At 67.7% G+C, this 18,493-nt stretch carries 17 protein-coding genes; 14 read left to right on the top strand and 3 right to left on the bottom strand.

From position 1 onward, the window contains the following. Positions 1-74: 74 nt before the first annotated feature. The 11 genes from LC490_RS04635 (at position 75) to LC490_RS04585 (ending at position 9,321) form a co-directional block, all read left to right on the top strand. The gene (locus LC490_RS04635) at positions 75-749 is read left to right on the top strand and encodes a dienelactone hydrolase family protein (protein WP_223619432.1); all 675 of its coding nucleotides are present in this window, start codon (positions 75-77) and stop codon (positions 747-749) included. Next, positions 746-1,156 carry an HIT family protein gene (locus LC490_RS04630; protein ID WP_031372247.1) on the top strand — a complete coding sequence of 137 codons (411 nt, stop codon included), beginning with the start codon at positions 746-748 and terminating at the stop codon, positions 1,154-1,156. The genes LC490_RS04635 and LC490_RS04630 overlap by 4 nt, the downstream gene beginning before the upstream one ends. Continuing rightward, positions 1,153-1,887 carry a 5-oxoprolinase subunit PxpB gene (pxpB, locus tag LC490_RS04625; RefSeq protein ID WP_223619431.1) on the top strand — a complete coding sequence of 245 codons (735 nt, stop codon included), beginning with the start codon at positions 1,153-1,155 and terminating at the stop codon, positions 1,885-1,887. The genes LC490_RS04630 and pxpB overlap by 4 nt, the downstream gene beginning before the upstream one ends. Further along, positions 1,884-2,858: a biotin-dependent carboxyltransferase family protein gene (locus LC490_RS04620; protein WP_031372249.1), complete on the top strand. Its 975-nt coding sequence runs from the start codon at positions 1,884-1,886 to the stop codon at positions 2,856-2,858. Before pxpB ends, LC490_RS04620 begins: the two co-directional genes overlap by 4 nt. Positions 2,859-3,039: 181 nt before the next feature. After that, entirely contained in the window at positions 3,040-4,878 is a 1,839-nt protein-coding gene (locus tag LC490_RS04615) for a DUF885 domain-containing protein (protein ID WP_223619430.1), read from the top strand. Positions 4,879-5,584: 706 nt separating this feature from the next. Next, entirely contained in the window at positions 5,585-5,752 is a 168-nt protein-coding gene (locus LC490_RS04610) for a DUF5668 domain-containing protein (protein WP_031372251.1), read from the top strand. 19 nt (positions 5,753-5,771) lie between these two features. After that, positions 5,772-6,518 (top strand): 5-oxoprolinase subunit PxpA, encoded by a 747-nt coding sequence (locus LC490_RS04605; RefSeq protein WP_223619429.1) that lies wholly within the window; start codon positions 5,772-5,774, stop codon positions 6,516-6,518. Between the two features lie 72 nt (positions 6,519-6,590). Continuing rightward, positions 6,591-7,292 carry a DUF969 domain-containing protein gene (locus LC490_RS04600; protein WP_031372253.1) on the top strand — a complete coding sequence of 234 codons (702 nt, stop codon included), beginning with the start codon at positions 6,591-6,593 and terminating at the stop codon, positions 7,290-7,292. Further along, the gene (locus LC490_RS04595) at positions 7,289-8,242 is read left to right on the top strand and encodes a DUF979 domain-containing protein (protein ID WP_223619428.1); all 954 of its coding nucleotides are present in this window, start codon (positions 7,289-7,291) and stop codon (positions 8,240-8,242) included. Before LC490_RS04600 ends, LC490_RS04595 begins: the two co-directional genes overlap by 4 nt. Continuing rightward, entirely contained in the window at positions 8,239-8,967 is a 729-nt protein-coding gene (pcp, locus tag LC490_RS04590) for a pyroglutamyl-peptidase I (RefSeq protein ID WP_223619427.1), read from the top strand. The genes LC490_RS04595 and pcp overlap by 4 nt, the downstream gene beginning before the upstream one ends. A gap of 45 nt (positions 8,968-9,012) precedes the next feature. Continuing rightward, a complete protein-coding gene (locus LC490_RS04585) occupies positions 9,013-9,321 on the top strand; it encodes a hypothetical protein (protein ID WP_036148699.1) in 309 nt (102 codons plus the stop codon). A 231-nt stretch (positions 9,322-9,552) separates the two neighbouring features. Here LC490_RS04585 and LC490_RS04580 read toward each other — a convergent pair whose 3' ends face one another. The 3 genes from LC490_RS04580 to apbC all read right to left on the bottom strand — a co-directional run bounded on the left by LC490_RS04580 (position 9,553) and on the right by apbC (position 12,020). Beyond that, on the bottom strand, positions 9,553-10,065 hold the full coding sequence (locus tag LC490_RS04580; protein ID WP_031372256.1) for an RDD family protein: 513 nt from the start codon (positions 10,063-10,065) through the stop codon (positions 9,553-9,555). Positions 10,066-10,321: 256 nt separating this feature from the next. Continuing rightward, complete coding sequence (dcd, locus tag LC490_RS04575; protein WP_031372257.1) at positions 10,322-10,891, bottom strand: dCTP deaminase; 570 nt, start codon at positions 10,889-10,891, stop codon at positions 10,322-10,324. Between the two features lie 61 nt (positions 10,892-10,952). Next, positions 10,953-12,020 (bottom strand): iron-sulfur cluster carrier protein ApbC, encoded by a 1,068-nt coding sequence (gene apbC / locus LC490_RS04570; RefSeq protein ID WP_223619426.1) that lies wholly within the window; start codon positions 12,018-12,020, stop codon positions 10,953-10,955. Between the two features lie 498 nt (positions 12,021-12,518). Between apbC and LC490_RS04565 the strand changes: the two genes are divergently transcribed. The 3 genes from LC490_RS04565 (at position 12,519) to metG (ending at position 18,387) form a co-directional block, all read left to right on the top strand. After that, a complete protein-coding gene (locus LC490_RS04565) occupies positions 12,519-15,491 on the top strand; it encodes a TonB-dependent receptor (protein ID WP_223619425.1) in 2,973 nt (990 codons plus the stop codon). A gap of 206 nt (positions 15,492-15,697) precedes the next feature. After that, complete coding sequence (locus tag LC490_RS04560; protein ID WP_031372260.1) at positions 15,698-16,135, top strand: DUF2147 domain-containing protein; 438 nt, start codon at positions 15,698-15,700, stop codon at positions 16,133-16,135. A gap of 146 nt (positions 16,136-16,281) precedes the next feature. After that, the gene (gene metG, locus LC490_RS04555) at positions 16,282-18,387 is read left to right on the top strand and encodes a methionine--tRNA ligase (protein ID WP_223619424.1); all 2,106 of its coding nucleotides are present in this window, start codon (positions 16,282-16,284) and stop codon (positions 18,385-18,387) included. Positions 18,388-18,493 lie beyond the last annotated feature (106 nt).

Here is an 18,493-nt window from a genome sequence, read left to right as displayed (position 1 = left end):
ACCGCCGGGGCGCGAATTATAGCCTCCGGGGCTAAACTGGCCGTGGTTTGGATGAATTCGTTCGGGAGCAGGCCATGGGCCACTGGATCGACCTCGACACCCCGGCCGGCACGGTCGCCGCCTGGCGCACCGACCCCAGCGCGGTCCCGCGCGGCGGATTGGTGGTGATTCAAGAGATTTTCGGGGTCAACGCGCATATCCGCGACGTCGCCGAACGCTTCGCCCAGGCCGGTTACGCGGTGCTGGCCCCGGCCCTGTTCGACCCGGTCGAGCGCGGCGTCGAGCTGGGCTACGACCAGTCGGCGGCCGCGCGCGGGGTCGAATTGCGCAATGCCGTGGGTTTCGACCGCGCCACCGAGATCGTCGGTGCGGCCGCCCACCTGCTGCAGGGCGAAGGCCTGCGCACCGGCGCGGTCGGCTTCTGCTGGGGCGGCTCGGTCGCTTTTCTCGCCAATACCCGCCTCGACCTGCCGGCGGTGAGCTACTACGGCGCCCGCACCGTGCCGTTCCTGAGCGAGCGGCCGCGTGCGCCGGTCCGCGCGCCGATCCTGTTCCACTTCGGCCGCCACGACGGCAGCATCCCGCCGGAAGCGATCGAACAGCACCGACAGGCGCTGCCGACCGCGCCGATCCACCTCTACGAAGCCGGCCACGGCTTCAACTGCAACCTGCGCGCCGACTACGACGCCGACAGCGCCGCGTTGGCCTGGACTCGCACGCTCGATTTTCTAGCGGACAGCCTCAAATGAACCCCTGGCACCTGCACCCGCAACTCGCCGACGACACCCATCCGGTCGCCCAGTTCGAACTCAGCGAACTGCGCCTGATGGACGACGCCAACCATCCCTGGCTGATCCTGGTGCCGCGCGTCGACGGCGCGGTCGAACTGATCGACCTCGACGAGCAACAACAGCTCGCCCTGACCCGCGAGATCGCCCGCACCAGCCGTGCCTTGCAGGCCGCGTTCAAGCCGCACAAGCTCAACGTCGCCGCGCTGGGCAACCTGGTGCCGCAGTTGCACGTGCACGTGATCGCGCGCTATCGCGAGGACATCGCCTGGCCGCGTCCGGTCTGGGGCATGGCCAGCGCGCAGCCGTATTCCCCCGAGATCCTGGTGCAACGCATCCGCCGCCTGCAGGACGCGTTGCCGGCGTGAGCGCGGCTACGGCGTCGGCGCCATCGGCCTTCGTGTTCGAAGCGCTTGCCGACGATGCCTGGCTGCTGCGGCTCGGCGACGGCATCGACGACGCGGTCAACGCGCGCGTGCACCGCCTAACCGCGCGGCTGCGCGCGCAAGCGCCGCCGTGGCTGCGCGACCTGGTGCCGGCCTACGCCAGCCTGGCGCTGTTCTTCGACGAGGCCGCGGTCGACGCCTTGAGCGTGCAGGCCTGGCTGATGACGCAATGCGCCGTCATCGACGCGAGCGATGACGAGCTACCCACGCCGCAACGCATCGTCGAGATCCCGGTCGCCTACGGCGGCGACTACGGCCCGGATCTCGACAGCGCCGCCGCCGAACTCGGCCTGTCCGCGTACGAGTTGATCGCACGTCACAGCGGCGGCGAATACACGGTGGCGATGATCGGCTTCGCCCCAGGCTTTCCGTATCTGTCCGGGCTCGACCCCGCGCTCGCGCTGCCGCGCCTGGCGACGCCGCGCACCGAAGTCGCCGCCGGCAGCGTCGCCATCGGCGGCGCCCAGACCGGCATCTATCCGCGCCCCGGTCCCGGCGGTTGGCGCCTGCTCGGTCGCACGCCGCTGGCCTTGTTCGACCTCGCGCGTGCCCAGCCGAGCCTGCTGCAACCCGGCGACCGCGTGCGCTTCGTCGCCATCGACGCGGCCGCGTTCGCCGAACTTGCGCGCCTGCAAGCGCAGACGCCGGCATGAACACACGAAACGAATTCATCGAAGTGATCGCGCCCGGCCCGCTGACCAGCGTGCAGGACCGGGGCCGGCACGGTTGGCGCCATCTCGGCATCGCCCGCAGTGGCGCGCTCGACCCGGAACTGGCCGCGCTGGCCAATCATCTGGTCGGCAATCGCGACGACGATGCCGTGCTCGAACTGAGCCTGCACGGCCCGAGCCTGCGCCTGCCGCGGCCTTCGCGCATCGCCCTGCTCGGCGCGTCGGTCGATGCCCGCTTCGAGGGCACGGTGTTGCCGATGGCGCGGCCGATCGATCTGCCGGCCGGCACGCTCAAGCTCGGCGGCGTGCGCAACGGCGTGCGCGCCTGGCTGGCGATCGCCGGCGGTTTCGAAGTGGCGCCGGTGCTCGGCAGCCGCAGCACCGACCTGCGCGGCGGCTTCGGCGGTCACCAGGGCCGCGCCTTGCAGGCCGGCGACCGTCTGCCGCTCGGTTCGGCGCCGAGCTTGCGCATCGACTCGCCGCAGATCGCGCGCTGGTGGGTCGACCCCGACTTCGACGAAGACCCGCACCTGCCGATCCGCTACCTGCCCGTCGCAAACCCGGCGTTGGCCGACAGCGCCGCAGCGCTCGCCCGCCAGCCCTGGAGCGTCGCCGCCGCCAGCAATCGCCAAGGCCTGCGCCTGGACGGCGCGCCCTTGCCCGCCGTCGGCGGCAGCGGCGTGTCCGAGCCGGTCGCGCCCGGCACCATCCAATTGCCGGCCGACGGGCGTCCTATCGTCCTGCTCGCCGACGCCCAGACCGTCGGCGGTTATGCGCGCCTGGGGCATGTGATCGCCGCCGATCTGCCGCGTTTGGCGCAGGCACCTCCGCATGCGCGGCTGCGCTTTGAGGCCTGCGATGCGCCAGCGGCGATTGCTGCGCTGCGGCATCGGCGCGAACGCATGGCGCGTCTGCGCCTTGCGCTGGCATCGCGCTTGCCGCACACGCGCTAGCGGCATCGCGGATCTCCGCCACTGTGCCGAATTCGGCACCCAGCTAGGGCAAAAGGCACTATCGCTTCCGGCCCGGTTGCCGCGACGATCGACGGCGCACTCACGCCGCCGCTCAGGCGGTCCGCACCTGCTCGACCGTCACACGAACCGCTTCGCCGTCATCGCCTTCTGGAGATCCCGCATGCGTTCCCTGCGTCTGTTGTCGCTGTCCGTCTGTGTCGTCGCCGCGCTCGCCGCCGGCTGCAAATCCGAAACCGCCGCACCGCCCGCCGGTGCCGATGCCGCGCCCGCCGCGGCCAAGCCGGCCGGCGCCGAATGGAACGCCGCCGTCGACGGCTTCCTCAACGGTTTCTTCGAACACTTCCCGACCTGGGGCGCGAACGCCGGCAAGCACGAGTTCGACGGTCGCCTGCCGGATTTCTCGGCCGAAGGCCTGCAACGCAACATCCAATGGCTGCACCAGCAGCGCGACGCCATCAACGCGTTCGGCGACGAGCGCCTCGACGCCGCTCAGCGCTATCAACGCGATTACGTGCGCGCGGTCATCGACGGCCAGTTGTTCTGGCTGGAAGAGTCGGGTTTTTCCGCCAAGAACCCGGCCTTCTACGCCGGCGACCTGTCGCCGAGCATGTACCTGACCCGTCCTTATGCGCCCTTGCCGCAGCGCATGGCCGCGTTCGTGACCTATCAGGAAAACCTGCCCAAGGCGGTCGCGCAGATCCGCGCCAACCTCAAGGGCCCGTTCCCCGAAACCTATATCCAGCTCGGCACCGCGGTGTTCGGCGGCCTCGCCCAGTTCTTCGACACCGACGTGCCGAAGATCTTCGCCGAGGTCAAGGACGACGCCCTGCAGGCGCGCTTCAAGCAATCCAACGCCGCCGCCTCGGCCGCCATGCGCGAACTGGCCGAACACATGGCCTCGCAGAAAGCCCAGGCCACCCAGGATTTCGCCCTGGGCGCGGACAAGTTCGCGAAGATGCTCAAGGCCACCGAAGGCGTCGACCTGCCGCTGGACCAGCTCAAGGCCGCCGGCGAAGCCGACCTCGAACGCAATCTCGCCGCATTGAAGAGCGCCTGCGACCAATACGCCAAGGGCAAATCGCTCAACGACTGCATCACCCGGGTCAACGACGACAAACCGGTCGGCGGCGCAGTCGAAGGCGCACGCGCGCAGTTGGTCGGCTTGCGCCAGTTCCTGGTCGACAAGGACCTGGTGACGATCCCGGGCACCGAGCAGGCCAAGGTCGAGGAAGCGCCGCCGTTCAACCGCAACAACTTCGCCTACATCGAGATCCCCGGCCCGTACGAGAAGAATCTGCCGTCGGTCTACTACATCGCCCCGCCCGATCCGAACTGGCCGAAGGCCGAACAGGACGCCTACGTGCCGGGCAAGGCCGACCTGCTGTTCACCTCGGCGCACGAAGTGTGGCCGGGCCATTTCCTGCAGTTCCTGCACGCCAACCGTTCGCAGTGGAAGTTCGCCCAGTTGTTCGTCGGCTATGCCTATGCCGAAGGCTGGGCGCACTACACCGAGGAAATGATGTTCGACGCCGGCCTCGACGGTGCGACCCCGGAAATCCACATCGGCCAACTCACCAACGCGCTGCTGCGCAACGTGCGTTATCTGTCGGCGATCGGCCTGCACACCGGCGGCATGACCGTCGCCCAGTCCGAACAGATGTTCAAGGACAAGGCCTTCCAGGACCCGGGCAACGCCCGCCAGCAGGCCGCTCGCGGCACCTACGATCCGGCCTACCTCAACTACACCTTGGGCAAGCTGATGATCATGCAGTTGCGCGAAGACTGGACCGCTACGCGCGGCGGCCGCAACGCGTGGAAAGGCTTCCACGACCAGTTCCTGAGCTACGGCGGCCCGCCGATCCCGCTGCTGCGCGGGCAGATGCTGGGCACCAAGCCGGAAACCAAGTTGTGGCAGGCGCCCAAGCCTGCGGCCGCACCGGTGGCCAGCGCAACGGCACCGTCTTCCGCGGCGCCGGCCGCGACCGGCGCCGCGCACTGAACCGATCGAAACACCGATGACGACAAGAACGGGGCCGCACGCGGCCCCGTTCTTGCTTGAGCGGCATCAAATCTCCGTTTGAAGCCCTGCTGTACCCCCCTTTGAAAAAGGGGGGTAGGGGGGATTTGCTCAGGGCTTTGCTGCAACGACAAAAGCAAGAGCAAATCCCCCGGCGCAGCCACCCCATCCAGCCTCCGATTCACGCGGGCGCCAGCCCCCTTCTACAAAGGGGGCAAAGTTGCAGCGCGACGTAACCCATTCGAAGCTCGCTTCGATCCCGCTCCAACCCTCTTTCGCTCGATTCACGCGGGCGCCAGCCCCTTCTACAAAGGGGGCGAGGTTGCAGCGCGGCGTAACCCATTCGAAGTTCGCTTCGATCCCGCTCCCCCTCTTTCGCACCATTCCCCCCTTTGAAAAAGGGGGGCCAGGGGGGATTTGCTCTTCGCTGCAACGGCAAAGCAAATCCCCCGGCGCAGCCGCTCTACCCCGACCTCTATTCACGCAGGCGCCAGCCCCCTTTAAAAAAGGAGGCGAGTTATCCAGCTCGTTCGCACCGACGGCTACCTCCGCCCTCGCCGCCCTCGCCCGCGCGAAGCGATGCTTCCAGTCAGTGGTCGCGCCCGCCTCTTGGTCCCCCCGCCCCAACCCGTCTAGACTCCTTACGTCCCCGGGCCCGGCGCCCTGCACCACTTACGAGACCGCAGCAATGAAATCCAACGTCGTCGGCGCCCTGATCCTGATCGTCATCGGCACCCTGTTCCTGCTCAACAATCTGGGCCTCACCAATGTCAGCCTGACCCGCTTGCTGATGACCTGGTGGCCGGCGATCCTGATCGCCGTGGGCCTGGGTCTGCTGTTCAAGCGCGGCAAATAGCCGCGCGGAGTCTCGCCTCATGCAGGACCGCATCGATTTCAATTGCGATCTCGGCGAGGGTTGCGGCGACGATGCCGCGATCCTGCCCTTCGTCAGTTCGGCCAACATCGCCTGCGGCGGCCATGCCGGCGACGAAGCGACGATGCGCGAAACCCTGCGCCTGTGCCGCGAACACGGCGTCGCCGCCGGCGCGCATCCGGGTTACGACGATCCCGAACACTTCGGCCGCCGCACCCTGCCGCTGAGCCGCGACGAGATCGGCATGCTGATGCTCAACCAGCTCGCCCGGCTCGCCGCGGTCGCCGCCGACGAGGGCGTGCGCCTGAGCCACGTCAAACCGCACGGCGCGCTGTACAACCTCGCCGCCGACGACCGCATCGTCGCCGAAGCCATCGTCGGCGCGGTCGCCGCGTTCGATCCGAACCTGATCGTCTACGGTCTGTCGCAATCGCAGCTCACCGACGCGGCCGAAGCCGCCGGCCTGCGCGTCGCCCACGAGGTCTTCGCCGAGCGCGGTTATGCCCGCAACGGCCGGCTGTTGCCGCGCGGCCAGCCCGGCGCGGTGATCGAGTCGCTCGACGCGGCGATCGCCCAGGTCCATGGCCTGGTCGTGCGCGGCGAAGTCGCCACCGCCGACGGCGGCCGCATCGCGCTGCGCGCCGACACCCTGTGCCTGCACGGCGACCGCAGCGACGCGCCGGCGTTCGCGCGCGCGCTGCGCGACGCGCTCGTGGCCGACGGCATCCGCATCCTGCCGGTCGCATGAGCGCCCGCGCCCTATCGCAGACGGCGCCATCGGCAAACCGCATCACCGAATTTCCATGAGCGAGGGCGTGGCATGAACTATTGGCCCCTGATCGGCGTCGCCGCGGTCGTGATCGGCTTCGTACTGCGGCTCAATCCGGCCCTGGTCGTGGTCGCCGCCGGTTTCATCACCGGCCTGGCGGCGCAGCTGTCGCCGCTGGACATCCTCGAAGTGCTGGGCAAAGCGTTCACCGAGAAACGCTTTCTGTTGCTGTTCCTGCTGACCCTGCCGGTGATCGGCCTGCTCGAACGCCACGGCCTGAAGGAACACGCGCAAAACTGGGTCGCGCGATTGCGCGGCGCGACCATGGCGCGGCTGTTGGTCGCCTATCTGCTGATGCGCCAGCTGTCTTCGGCGATCGGCCTGACCAGCCTCGGCGGGCATCCGCAGACGGTGCGGCCGCTGCTCGCGCCGATGGCCGAGGGCGCGGCGCAGACCCGCCATGGCGAGCTCGACGACGACGAACGCCAACGCATCCGCGCCCTGGCCGCCGGCACCGACAACGTCGGCATGTTCTTCGGCGAGGACATTTTCATCGCCTTCGGCGCGGTGCTGCTGATCCAGAGCTTCTTCGCCGAGCACGGCTTCACGCTCGATCCGCTGCAGATCGCCTTGTGGGGCATTCCGACCGCGATCTGCGCCTTCGTGATCCACTCGGTGCGGATCGTGCGCTTCGAACGCGGACTGGCGCGACGGCGCGCCGTTGCGGCGACGACCGAAGCGCCCGCGCCATGATCACCCTGACCTTCGTCTACTGGGTGCTCGGCGCCTATTTCGGCGTCCTCGCCTGGCGCGGCCTGCGCGATCGCTCGAATCCGCGCCGCCATGCGAACGGCACGTTCTGGGGCCTGATCGCATTGCTGATGTTCGCCGCCGAGCATCTTCCGAACAAAGTCGTCGGCGCCTGCGTGGTCGTGCTCGCGGTGCTCGCCGGTTTCGGCGGCCTCGGCAAGGGCGGTTACGACGAAACCGCCGCCGAAGAAAAACAGGACGAAGCGCAGCGGCTCGGCAACCGGCTGTTCTGGCCGGCGCTGTTGATCCCCAGCGTGACCCTGATCGGCGCGCTCGGCCTGAAGTACGTGCGCATCGGCGACACGCCCTTGCTGCAGACCGCCAACGTCACCCTGATCGCGCTCGCGATCGCCTGCCTGATCGCGCTCGCGGCCGCATGCCGGCTGACCGGGCAGACGCCGTGGAGCGGCGTCGAGCAATCGCGGCGCCTGGTCGATTCGATCGGTTGGGCGGCCTTGCTGCCGCTGCTGCTGGCCACGCTCGGCAGCGTGTTCGAAGCCGGCGGCGTCGGCCAGGCCGTGGCCGGCGTGGTGCGCTCGGTGATTCCGGTCGACAACGCCTTCGTCGTGGTCGCGGCCTACGCGCTCGGCATGGCCTTGTTCACCGTGATCATGGGCAACGCCTTCGCCGCGTTCCCGGTCATGACCGCCGGCATCGCCCTGCCCTTGCTGGTCCATCACCACGGCGCCGAACCGGCCTCGCTGGCGGCCATCGGCATGCTCTCGGGCTATTGCGGCACCCTGCTGACGCCGATGGCGGCGAACTACAACCTGGTGCCGGCGGCCTTGCTCGAACTCAAGGACCCCTACGGCGTGATCCGCGCGCAATGGCCGACCGGCGTGGTGCTGCTGGCTTGCAACGTCGCGCTGATGTACTGGATCGCGTTCCGATGAAGGCGCGCCCGCCGACTGTGCAGGCACCGACTGTGCAGGCACCGACTCTGCAAGCGCCGGCTCTGCAAGCACCGATCCTGTTGACCGGCTTCGCGCCGTTCGGCGGCGAAACCGACAACCCGAGCTGGGACGCGGTACGCCGGCTCGACGGCGCGTCGATCGCAGGCAACGACGGCGCCGAACATCGCATCGTCGCGCGTTGCCTGCCGGTCGCGTTCGGCCAATGCCTGGATGAATTGAACGAAGCCATCGACAGCCTGCGGCCGGCGCTGGTGTTGTGCGTCGGCCAGGCCGGCGGCCGCGCGCAATTGTCGCTGGAGCGCATCGCGATCAACCTCGACGATGCGCGCATCGCCGACAACCGCGGCGCGCAACCGATCGACGAGCCGGTGGTCGCCGACGGCCCGGCCGCGTACTTCACCGACCTGCCGATCAAGGCCGTGCTCGCGGCGCTGCGCACGGCCGGCATCCCGGCCGAGGTGTCCCAGACCGCCGGCACCTATGTCTGCAATCACCTGTTCTATGGGCTGATGCATACCCTGCGCGGCCACGACGGCGTTCGAGGCGGCTTCATCCACATTCCGTATGCTCCGGCACAGGCTGCGCGCCATGCCGGTGCGCCGAGTCTGGCGATCGATACCGTCGTGCAAGGCCTGCGGGTGGCGCTGGAGACGGCGCTGACCACGCGGGTCGACCGACGCATCGCCGGCGGCGCCGAACACTGAACCGGGCGTTCGCCTACCCATCCAATATCCGACGGAGTATCCCCCATGCATCGCCTGTTGCTCGCCGCCCTGCTCGCCACCGCCGCCGTCGCCGGCTCGATCGCCGCCCCCGCGCACGCCGGCCTGTTCGACAAGAACCCCGAGCAGGTCGCCACCGAGGCCGTCAACAAGAACCTGATCGCGGTGACCCTGTGGGTCGACGCGAGCTGGGGTTTCCGCAACCAGGGCGCGGCCAACGCGCTGAGCCGCGCGCATCAGGCCTTCACCACCCGCGATTACGACGTGGTCAGCGTCGAGCCGTATATCGAGAACGGCGATCTGCAGGGGTTTTTCGTTACCTATCAGCGGCGCTGAGCGCGGGCTTTCTGAAGGCTGCGCCGGTGGTCTTAGCGGCGCGGTCGCGGCTCGCGCCGCTCCTACCCTGGAATCGTCGACATCTTGTGGATGCGCGGTCGCGGCGTATGACCGGAGGAAATCCCAGTGGGACGCCGCTCCTACCCAGGGCCCGGGCGTTCTCGAGGCCATAAAAAACGCGCCGATGCGAAAGCATCGACGCGTTTTTTTGAGGCGAGGACGCGTCCGGGATCAGCGCGCGACCACGACCTTGGTGCCGGCGATCTGGTCGTGCAGGCAGCGGCGGTCGTCGCGGAAGATCATCAGCACGTCGACCAGTTGGACGATCGCGCCCAGGCACGGAATCAGGCCGACGCCCTGCGAGAACAGGTAGCGCTTGCCGAGCAGCTCGGCCAGGCTCGGCTGCAGGCCGTCCATGTCGACGATCTTGATCTTCATGACCTTCTTGCCCCAGGTCTGGCCGCTGGCGTTCAGCGGGTAGGCCTGGACCAGGAAAAACACCACGATGCCGATCAAGCCCCACATCATCTGCAGGCCGAAGGTCTGTTCGCCGGCCTGGGCCGCGGTCATGACCTGTTCGAAATAACCGCCGACGAACATCACCGGCATCAGCAACACCAGCATGATCACGGCGTCGATGATGGCGGCGACCAGCCGGATGCCGCGATCGGCCAATTCCTCGCCGTCGGGCTCGGGCGCGGTCAGCGAGGATTGCGGGCTTTGATACGGGTTCTGCGGGTCCATTCCTTTGCTCCTTGGTTGAGATGACGCCAACGGCCCCCTGCCGCGACGCCTGTCGAATTGTGACGGCGAACGATAACAGGCCGGCGGCATCAATACGCATCCTGTCGGCCGATTCGCCTCGACCGATTCGCCGCCTTGCGTCCGCGCCGGCCGCGGACCGGCGCGGCGGGCCGCACGCATACGAGAACGGCCTGGCACGCATCCGCGCCAGGCCGTCGGTCGTCGCTGTCGCCTCGCTCGCCGCAGCGGGCCGGGCTCAGGTGCGCGGCAGGGTCACGCCGACCTGGCCCTGGTACTTGCCGCCGCGGTCCTTGTAGGAGGTCTCGCAGACTTCGTCGGACTGGAAGAACAGCATCTGCGCCACGCCTTCGTTGGCGTAGATGCGCGCCGGCAGCGGCGTGGTGTTGCTGAATTCCAGAGTGACGTGGCCTTCCCACTCCGGCTCCAGCGGGGTCACGTTGACGATGATGCCGCAGCGCGCATAGGTGCTCTTGCCCAGGCAGACCACCAGCACGTCGCGCGGAATGCGGAAGTACTCGACGGTGCGCGCCAGGGCGAAGGAGTTCGGCGGAATGATGCAGACGTCGTTCTCGATGTCGACGAAGCTGCCCGGGTCGAAATGCTTGGGATCGACGATGGTCGAGTTGATGTTGGTGAAGACCTTGAACTCGCGCGAGCAGCGCACGTCGTAGCCGTAGCTGGAGGTGCCGTAGCTGACGATGCGCTGGCCGTCGGCGGCGTGCTTGACCTGGCCGGGCTCGAACGGCTCGATCATGCCGTGCTGCTCGGACATGCGGCGGATCCAACGGTCGGACTTGATGCTCATTGCGATGTTCCAGTAAGGGCAGCCAGGCCGCCGATGGTAAGGGAGGTAATGCGGGCCGCGCTCAGCCGAGCAGCGAGGCCGAGATCGACGGCGTCACCCGCGGCCGCAGCGCGAGCTGCACCGCGAGCCGGCGCGCGGCGGCGCGGTAAGCGCGCGCGGCGGTCGAATCCGGTGCCGAGGCGACGATCGGCACGCCGGCGTCGCCCTGCTCGCGGATGCCGATTTCCAACGGCAGGCTGCCGAGCAGGCTCACGCCGTATTGCGAGGCCATGCGCGCGCCGCCGCCTTCGCCGAACAGATGCTCGGCGTGGCCGCAGTTCGAGCACACGTGCACGGCCATGTTCTCGATCAGCCCGAGCACCGGCACTTCGACCTTCTCGAACATGCGCAGCGCCTTCTTGGCATCGAGCGTGGCCACGTCCTGCGGCGTGGTCACGATGACCGCGCCGGCGACCGGGATTTTCTGCGACAGGGTCAGCTGGATATCGCCGGTGCCGGGCGGCAGGTCGACGATCAGATAGTCGAGCTCGCCCCAGCGGGTGTCGTTGAGCAAGGTGGTCAGCGCCGAAGTCGCCATCGGGCCGCGCCAGATCATCGGCGTGTCCTGCTCGACCAGCGGGCCGATCGACATCGCTTCCAGGCCGTGCGCGCGCATCGGTTCGATGCTCTTGCCGTCCGGGCTGTCGGGGCGGCCGCTGAGGCCCAGCATCATCGGCACGCTGGGGCCGTAGATGTCGGCATCGAGCACGCCGACGCGGGCGCCGTCGGCGGCCAGGGCCAGGGCCAGGTTCACCGCGGTGGTCGACTTGCCGACACCGCCCTTGCCGGAACCGATCGCGATCACATTGCGCACGCTCGGCAGCGGCGCCAACTTCGGCTGGACCGCGTGCGAGACGATGCGGGTGTTGAGTTCCAGGCTCGCCAGGCTGAGGCCTTGGCCCGCCAGCAGCTCGCCGATCGCCGTTTCCAGCGCGGCACGCAGGCCCTCGAGCGGATAGCCGGCGGTGATCGAAACCGCGGCGCGGCCTTCGCCGACGCCGGCGCGGATGCGCGCCTCGCTGTCGCCCAGGCGCACGTCGGTCTCGGGAATGAAAAGTGCCGCGATCGCGGCCTGCAAGGTCTCGCTCATACCGGCCGTCCGGCCGTACGGGGTGTGTGGATGCGCATGGGGACTCTGAATGGGGGGCGGGCCGCGCGGCGGCCTGCGCACATGGTAAGGCCTGCGCCTGGCAGCGTCCTGCCCGGCATGCGCGCGCGGCCGCATTCGACGCCGCTCCGACAGGCCGGCAGCGGCGGCGCCCGACCGGCTCGGCGCCGGCAACATGGCCGCTCAATCAGCAACCATAAATTGCATATCACACCAGCGCGCTGTCACAGATTCCGGCGATCGCGGTCGCGCTCATCCGTGCAGGGACCTGCCTTTCGGCAATGGTCGCCCTTCAGCAACAAGCGCGAAACTGCATTGCAATCAATCGCTTGAATGTTGGCACTCGGCAAAATCAAACACCGCCCCGGGCAAGCAGGGAAATATTACGTGCGTGTTAAGTTCAGGTTTGTAAAGGGATTGTTAATCCGCCAGGAAGGCACCCGAAACATGCACTTACGCTCTCAGTTAGGGGAAAACTCAATGGCAGTACGCAACTCGCAGGGCCTGCGCCGCAGCAGGCTGACGGCGGCGCTGGTCAGCGCGATGCTGGTCTCGGTCGCCGGCACCGGCTACGCCCAGGACGCGGCCCCGGCCGACACCGCGACCGACATCGACGCGGTCACCGTGACCGGCTCGCGCATCAAGCGCATCGGCTTCGTCACGCCCTCGCCGGTGGTCGGCATCAGCGCCGAGGAAATCCGCTCGACCGGCGCGGTGACCATCGCCGACCTCATGACCACCCTGCCGCAGTTGTCGGCCACCTACACCCTGGGCAACTCCACCCGCGCCATCGGCACCGCCGGCCTCGGCCTGCTCGACCTGCGCGGCATGGGCAGCGCGCGCACCCTGGTGCTGGTCAACGGCCGCCGCCATGTCGGCGGTACCTCGGGCTCGACCGCGGTCGACGTCAACACGATTCCGGTCGAACTGATCGAGCGTGTCGAAGTCATCACCGGCGGCGCCTCGGCCGTGTACGGCGCCGACGCCGTCGCCGGCGTGGTCAACTTCATCATGAAGAAGAAGTTCGACGGCTATGAGATCCGCGCCCAGACCGGCGACGCCAGCGAAGGCGATTTCAGCCGATCCTTCATCAGCGCCACCGGCGGCAACGAATTCGCCGGCGGCCGCGGCAACATCGTGTACTCGGCCGAGTACAGCAAGCAGGACCGTTTCGGCCGCGGCGATCGCAAGATCGGCCGCGAGTTCAACGTCAGCATGCCGAACCCGAACTTCGACCCGAGCAAGCCGCCGAGCCAGACCAACCCGCAGCGCGTATTCATGGGCCCGGGCGGCAACTCCAGCCTGTCCTACGGCGGCACCTTCAACCTCGGCGGCAAGCGCTATCTGTTCAACGACGACGGCAGCTTCCGCCCGAACCGTTACGACGGCCCGCGCGACGGACCGAACACCTGCATCGACTGCGACTTCGCCGACCTCAACGGCGTCGCCGACCTGCAACCGGGCTTCGACCGCTACAGCGTCAACACCATGCTCAACTTCGAGATCAACGAGAACCACAAGTTCTTCTTCGAAGGCAAGTACACCAAGACCGAATCGGACTTCCTCGGCCAGCCGGCGTTCGATCAGCCGATCCGCATCCGCCGCGACAACGCCCTGATCTCGCCGCAGCTCGGCGCGCTGATGGACGCCAACGGTCTCGCTTCGCCGGCCAGCCAGTTGCAGATCAGCCGCTTCAACGTCGACGCCGGCCGTCGCGGCGAACAGGTCGACCGCAAGACTCAGCGCTACGTCGCCGGTCTCGAAGGTTATCTGTCGGAGAACTGGACCTATGAAGTGTCCGGCGTTTACGGCAAGACCGAAATCGACCGCCTGAACCTCAACAACCGCATCAACGACCGCTGGCAGGCCGGCATGGACGTGGTGCGCGACGCCAACGGCAACCTCGCCTGCCGCGTCTCGGTCGATCCCAACGCGATCAACCCGAACACCGGCCGCGCCTACCTCGACATCTCGCGCGCCGGCTGCGTGCCCTTCAGCGTGTTCGGCAACGGCGCGGTCGATCCGAAGGCCGCGGCCTGGTTCAACTACGACGCGATCAACCGCAGCAAGATCACCCAGAGCGTGTTCAGCGCCTCGGTCGCCAACAGCGCGCTGTTCGAGCTGCCGGCCGGCGGCGTCGGCTTCGCCGGCGGTATCGAATACCGCAAGGAAACCAGCGAGGAAATCACCGATCCGCTGGCGGCGCAGGGCCTGACCTTCCTCAACGCCATTCCGAGCCGCAAGGGCGAATACAGCGTCAAGGAAATCTTCGCCGAAGCCACCGTGCCGCTGCTGGCCGACCTGCCCGGCGTGCAGCGCCTGAGCATGGACCTGGCCGGCCGTTACTCCGACTACGACACGGTCGGTTCGACCAAGACCTGGAACGTCGGCCTGGACTGGGCGATCAACGACTCGCTGCGGTTGCGCGGCAGCGTCGCCCAAGCGGTGCGCGCGCCGAACATCGGCGAGCTGTTCAACCCGCAGACCCAGAACTTCGCCACGATCTACGACCCCTGCGACACCCGTCCCGGCGTCACCAACGGCGTCTCGACCGCGGGTGATCCGGCCCTGCGCGCGAGCAACTGCGCCGCTCTTGGCCTGCCGGCCAACTACCGCGACACCTATTCGGGCAACCGCCCGGGCCTCAGCGGCGGCAACCCGGATTTGAACGTCGAAGAAGCGCGCTCGCTGTCCTACGGCCTGGTCTGGCAGCCGGAATTCATCGAAGGCTTCGGCCTGTCGGTCGACTACTGGCGCGTCACCCTGACCGACGCCATCGGCGCCGTCACCGCGCAGACCATCGCCACCCGTTGCGTCGATTCGCCCGGCGGCATCGGCAACGATTTCTGCGCCCTGATCCAGCGCGCGCCGGCCGCCGGTTACGTCGACTCGCAGGGCCGCACCTTCCCGGCGAATTCGATCTACAACTGGAAGGCCATCAGCGAGAACCTGGCCAAGACCCGCCGCGCCGGCGTCGACATCGAAGCCGACTACCGCTTCGAAATGCTGGGCGGCCAGGCCGCGCTGCGCTTCGTCGGCACCCGCCTGATCTCCTCGCGCGAATGGCCGTTCCAGGACTTCCCGGCCGAGTACGACGAGTACGTGACCTACGTCAGCGATCCGCGCTGGCGCGCCTCGCTCAACGCCAGCTACAAGCACGGCAACTGGCGCGGTTCGTGGGACATGCGCTACATCGACGGCAACCTGCGCGTGGTGCCGGAGAGCTACAACAGCAACCCGGGCCAGGTCTCGCCGATCCGCAACCCGTCCTACACTTATCACAACCTGCAGATCGGCTATAAGGTCCCGAACACCGGGCTGGACCTGTACATCGGCGCCGACAACGTGTTCGACAAGGATCCGCCGTTGAACTACTTCGGCGAGACCGAGGACAACGCGAACTACGACAGCATCGGCCGCTACGTCTACGCCGGCGCCACCTACAAGTTCTGATCCTCGCAGCAAGCGACACCGCATAGACAGGAAGCCCGGCCCAGGCCGGGCTTCTTTTTGCCCGCCTGAACGGCGGCCCGAGTCGACTTCCATACCCCGGCGGATGCGGTATAAAGGCTGCAACCGCGAACAGCGGCCGGCCTGTCGAGCGGTCCGAGCGCGGTCCGAATGTGGTTCGATCACGCCTAATCCCTGGGAGGGGACCCATGCGTACCAAACTGTTTGCACTGTTGCTGCTCGCCCTGCCGATGGCGGCGTTCGCCCAGGCCACGCCGGTCGGCACCTGGACCACGGTCGACGACAAGACCGGCAAGCCCAAGTCGGTCGTCGAGATCTACGAAGCCAAGGACGGCAGCCTCGCCGGCCGCGTCAACGAAGTCCTGCAATCCGATCGCGGCCCGAACCCCACTTGCGACAAGTGCTCGGGCGAGCGCAAGAACAAGCCGGTCAAGGGCATGGTGATCCTGTGGGGCATCCGCAAGGACGGCAGCACCTGGGACGGCGGCCAGATCCTCGACCCGGCCACCGGCAAGATCTATTCGGTCAAGGTCACCCCGACCGACAGCGGCAAGAAACTCGAAGTCCGCGGCTTCATGGGCTTCTCGCTGCTCGGCCGCACCCAGACCTGGATGCGCCAGCAGTAAACACGGCGCCGGTCCGCGATCCACGGAAACCCGGCCTGTGCGCCGGGTTTCTTTTTGCGCCGACGCCGGCCGCAGACCCGGCGGTCCGCCACGGCCGGCGCGCAGGCCCATGCCATAATTCACGACCACCCACGGCACCCGCACTCATGTCCCGCGAAATCGTCGTCTCCAACGCCCTGCCCTACGCCAACGGGCCGCTGCACCTCGGTCATCTGGTCGGTTACGGCCAGGCCGACATCTGGTGCCGCGCGCAGCGAATGAGCGGCCACCGCGTTCACTACATCTGCGCCGACGACACCCACGGCACGCCGATCATGCTCGGCGCCGAGAAGGCCGGCCTGACCCCGGAAGCCTTCATCGCCGGCGTCCAGGTGAGCCATGAGCGCGACTTCGCCGACTTCGGGGTCAAGTTCGATCACTACGACTCGACCCACTCGGCCGGCAACCGCACCCTGACCGAAGGCTTCTACGCGCGCCTCGACAACAGCGGCCACATCACCCGCCGCTCGGTCGCGCAGTTGTACGACCCGGTCAAGGGCATGTTCCTGCCCGACCGCTACGTCAAGGGCATCTGCCCGAACTGCGGCACCCCCGATCAGTACGGCGACAACTGCGAGAACTGCGGTGCGACTTATGCGCCGACCGAACTGAAGGAGCCGCGCTCGGTGGTCAGCGGGGCGACGCCGGAGCTGCGCGAGTCCGAACACTTCTTCTTCGAGGTCGGCCATTTCGAGGCCTTCCTGCGCGAATGGCTGGCCGGCGACGTCGCCACGCCCGGCATCAAGGCCAAGCTGCACGAATGGCTCGACGTCGACGGCGGCCTGCGCGCCTGGGATATTTCGCGCGACGCGCCCTACTTCGGTTTCGAGATTCCCGGCCACCCGGGCAAGTACCTGTACGTCTGGCTCGACGCCCCGATCGGTTACCTGAGCAGCTTCCAGGCCCTGTGCGAACGCGAAGGCCTGGATTTCTGGTCTTACCTCGCCCGCGACAGCGAAGCCGAACTGCACCACTTCATCGGTAAGGACATCGTCACCTTCCACGGCCTGTTCTGGCCGGCGGTGCTGCACGGCGCCGGTTTCCGCGCGCCGACCCGCCTGCACGTCAACGGCTATCTGATGGTCAACGGCGAGAAGATGTCGAAGTCGCGCGGCACCTTCATCCAGGCCCGCACCTATCTCGACGTCGGCCTGGACCCGGAAGCGCTGCGTTATTACTTCGCCACCAAGACCAGCGGCGGCGTCGAGGACATCGACCTCAACCTGTCCGACTTCGTCGCGCGGGTGAACGCCGACGTGGTCGGCAAGTTCGTCAACCTGGCCAGCCGCTGCGCCGGTTTCATCGAGAAGCGTTTCGACGGCCAGCTCTCGGCGGTGTTGCCGGATGCCGCGATGTACCAGCGCTTCGTCGCCCAGCTGACGCCGATCGCCGAAGCCTATGCGCGCAACGAAGCCGCCAGCGCGGTACGCCTGACCATGGCGCTGGCCGACGAGGCCAACAAATACATCGACGAGCACAAGCCCTGGGTGCTGGCCAAGCAGGAAGGCGCGGAAACGCATCTGCAGGCCGTGTGCACGCAGGGCCTGAACCTGTTCCGCGTGCTCGCCGCCGCGCTCAAGCCGGTGCTGCCGCGCGTCTCGAGCGAGGCCGAGGCCTTCCTCGCCGCGCCGGTGACGCTGTGGGAGGACCTCGCCGAGCCGCTGCTCGACCATCGCATCGGCGCCTACGTGCCGCTCTTCACCCGCATCGACACCAAACTGATCGACACCATGATTGAAGCCAGCAAAGAATCCCTCGCCGCCTCGGCCCCGGCCGCCGTCGCTGTCGGCACCGCCGATGGCAAAGTCCCAGCAGCTGTCGTCGCCGTCGCGAGTTCAACGCCGGCTGTCGTGTCCCCGGGCGCCAATGCAGCGACCGTCGCTACGGTCGGCATCGACGACTTCGCCAAGCTCGACCTGCGCATCGGTACGGTCCGCGTCTGCGAATTCGTCGAAGGCTCCGACAAGCTGCTGCGCTTCGAACTCGACGCCGGCGAACTGGGCACGCGCCAGATTTTCTCCGGCATCCGCGGCTCGTACGCCGAGCCCGACAAGCTGGTCGGCCGCAAGGTGGTGTTCATCGCCAACCTGGCCCCGCGCAAGATGCGCTTCGGCATCAGCGAAGGCATGATCCTGTCGGCCGGTTTCGACGGCGACGGCCTGCATCTGCTCGACGTCGACAGCGGCGCCGCAGCGGGCATGCCGGTCAAGTGACGGCCGGCGAGCAGTGAGTTTGGAGGAGTGAGAAGCGAGTCCCGGCTACAAGGCGCTTCAACAAAGCCGATACACACGGCCGCCTTTACTCACTCCTCACTCCTCT

Source organism: Lysobacter sp. ESA13C (genome assembly GCF_019970005.1).
Lineage (GTDB): Bacteria > Pseudomonadota > Gammaproteobacteria > Xanthomonadales > Xanthomonadaceae > Lysobacter > Lysobacter antibioticus_B.
This window is presented reverse-complemented; position numbering and strand designations above follow the sequence as displayed.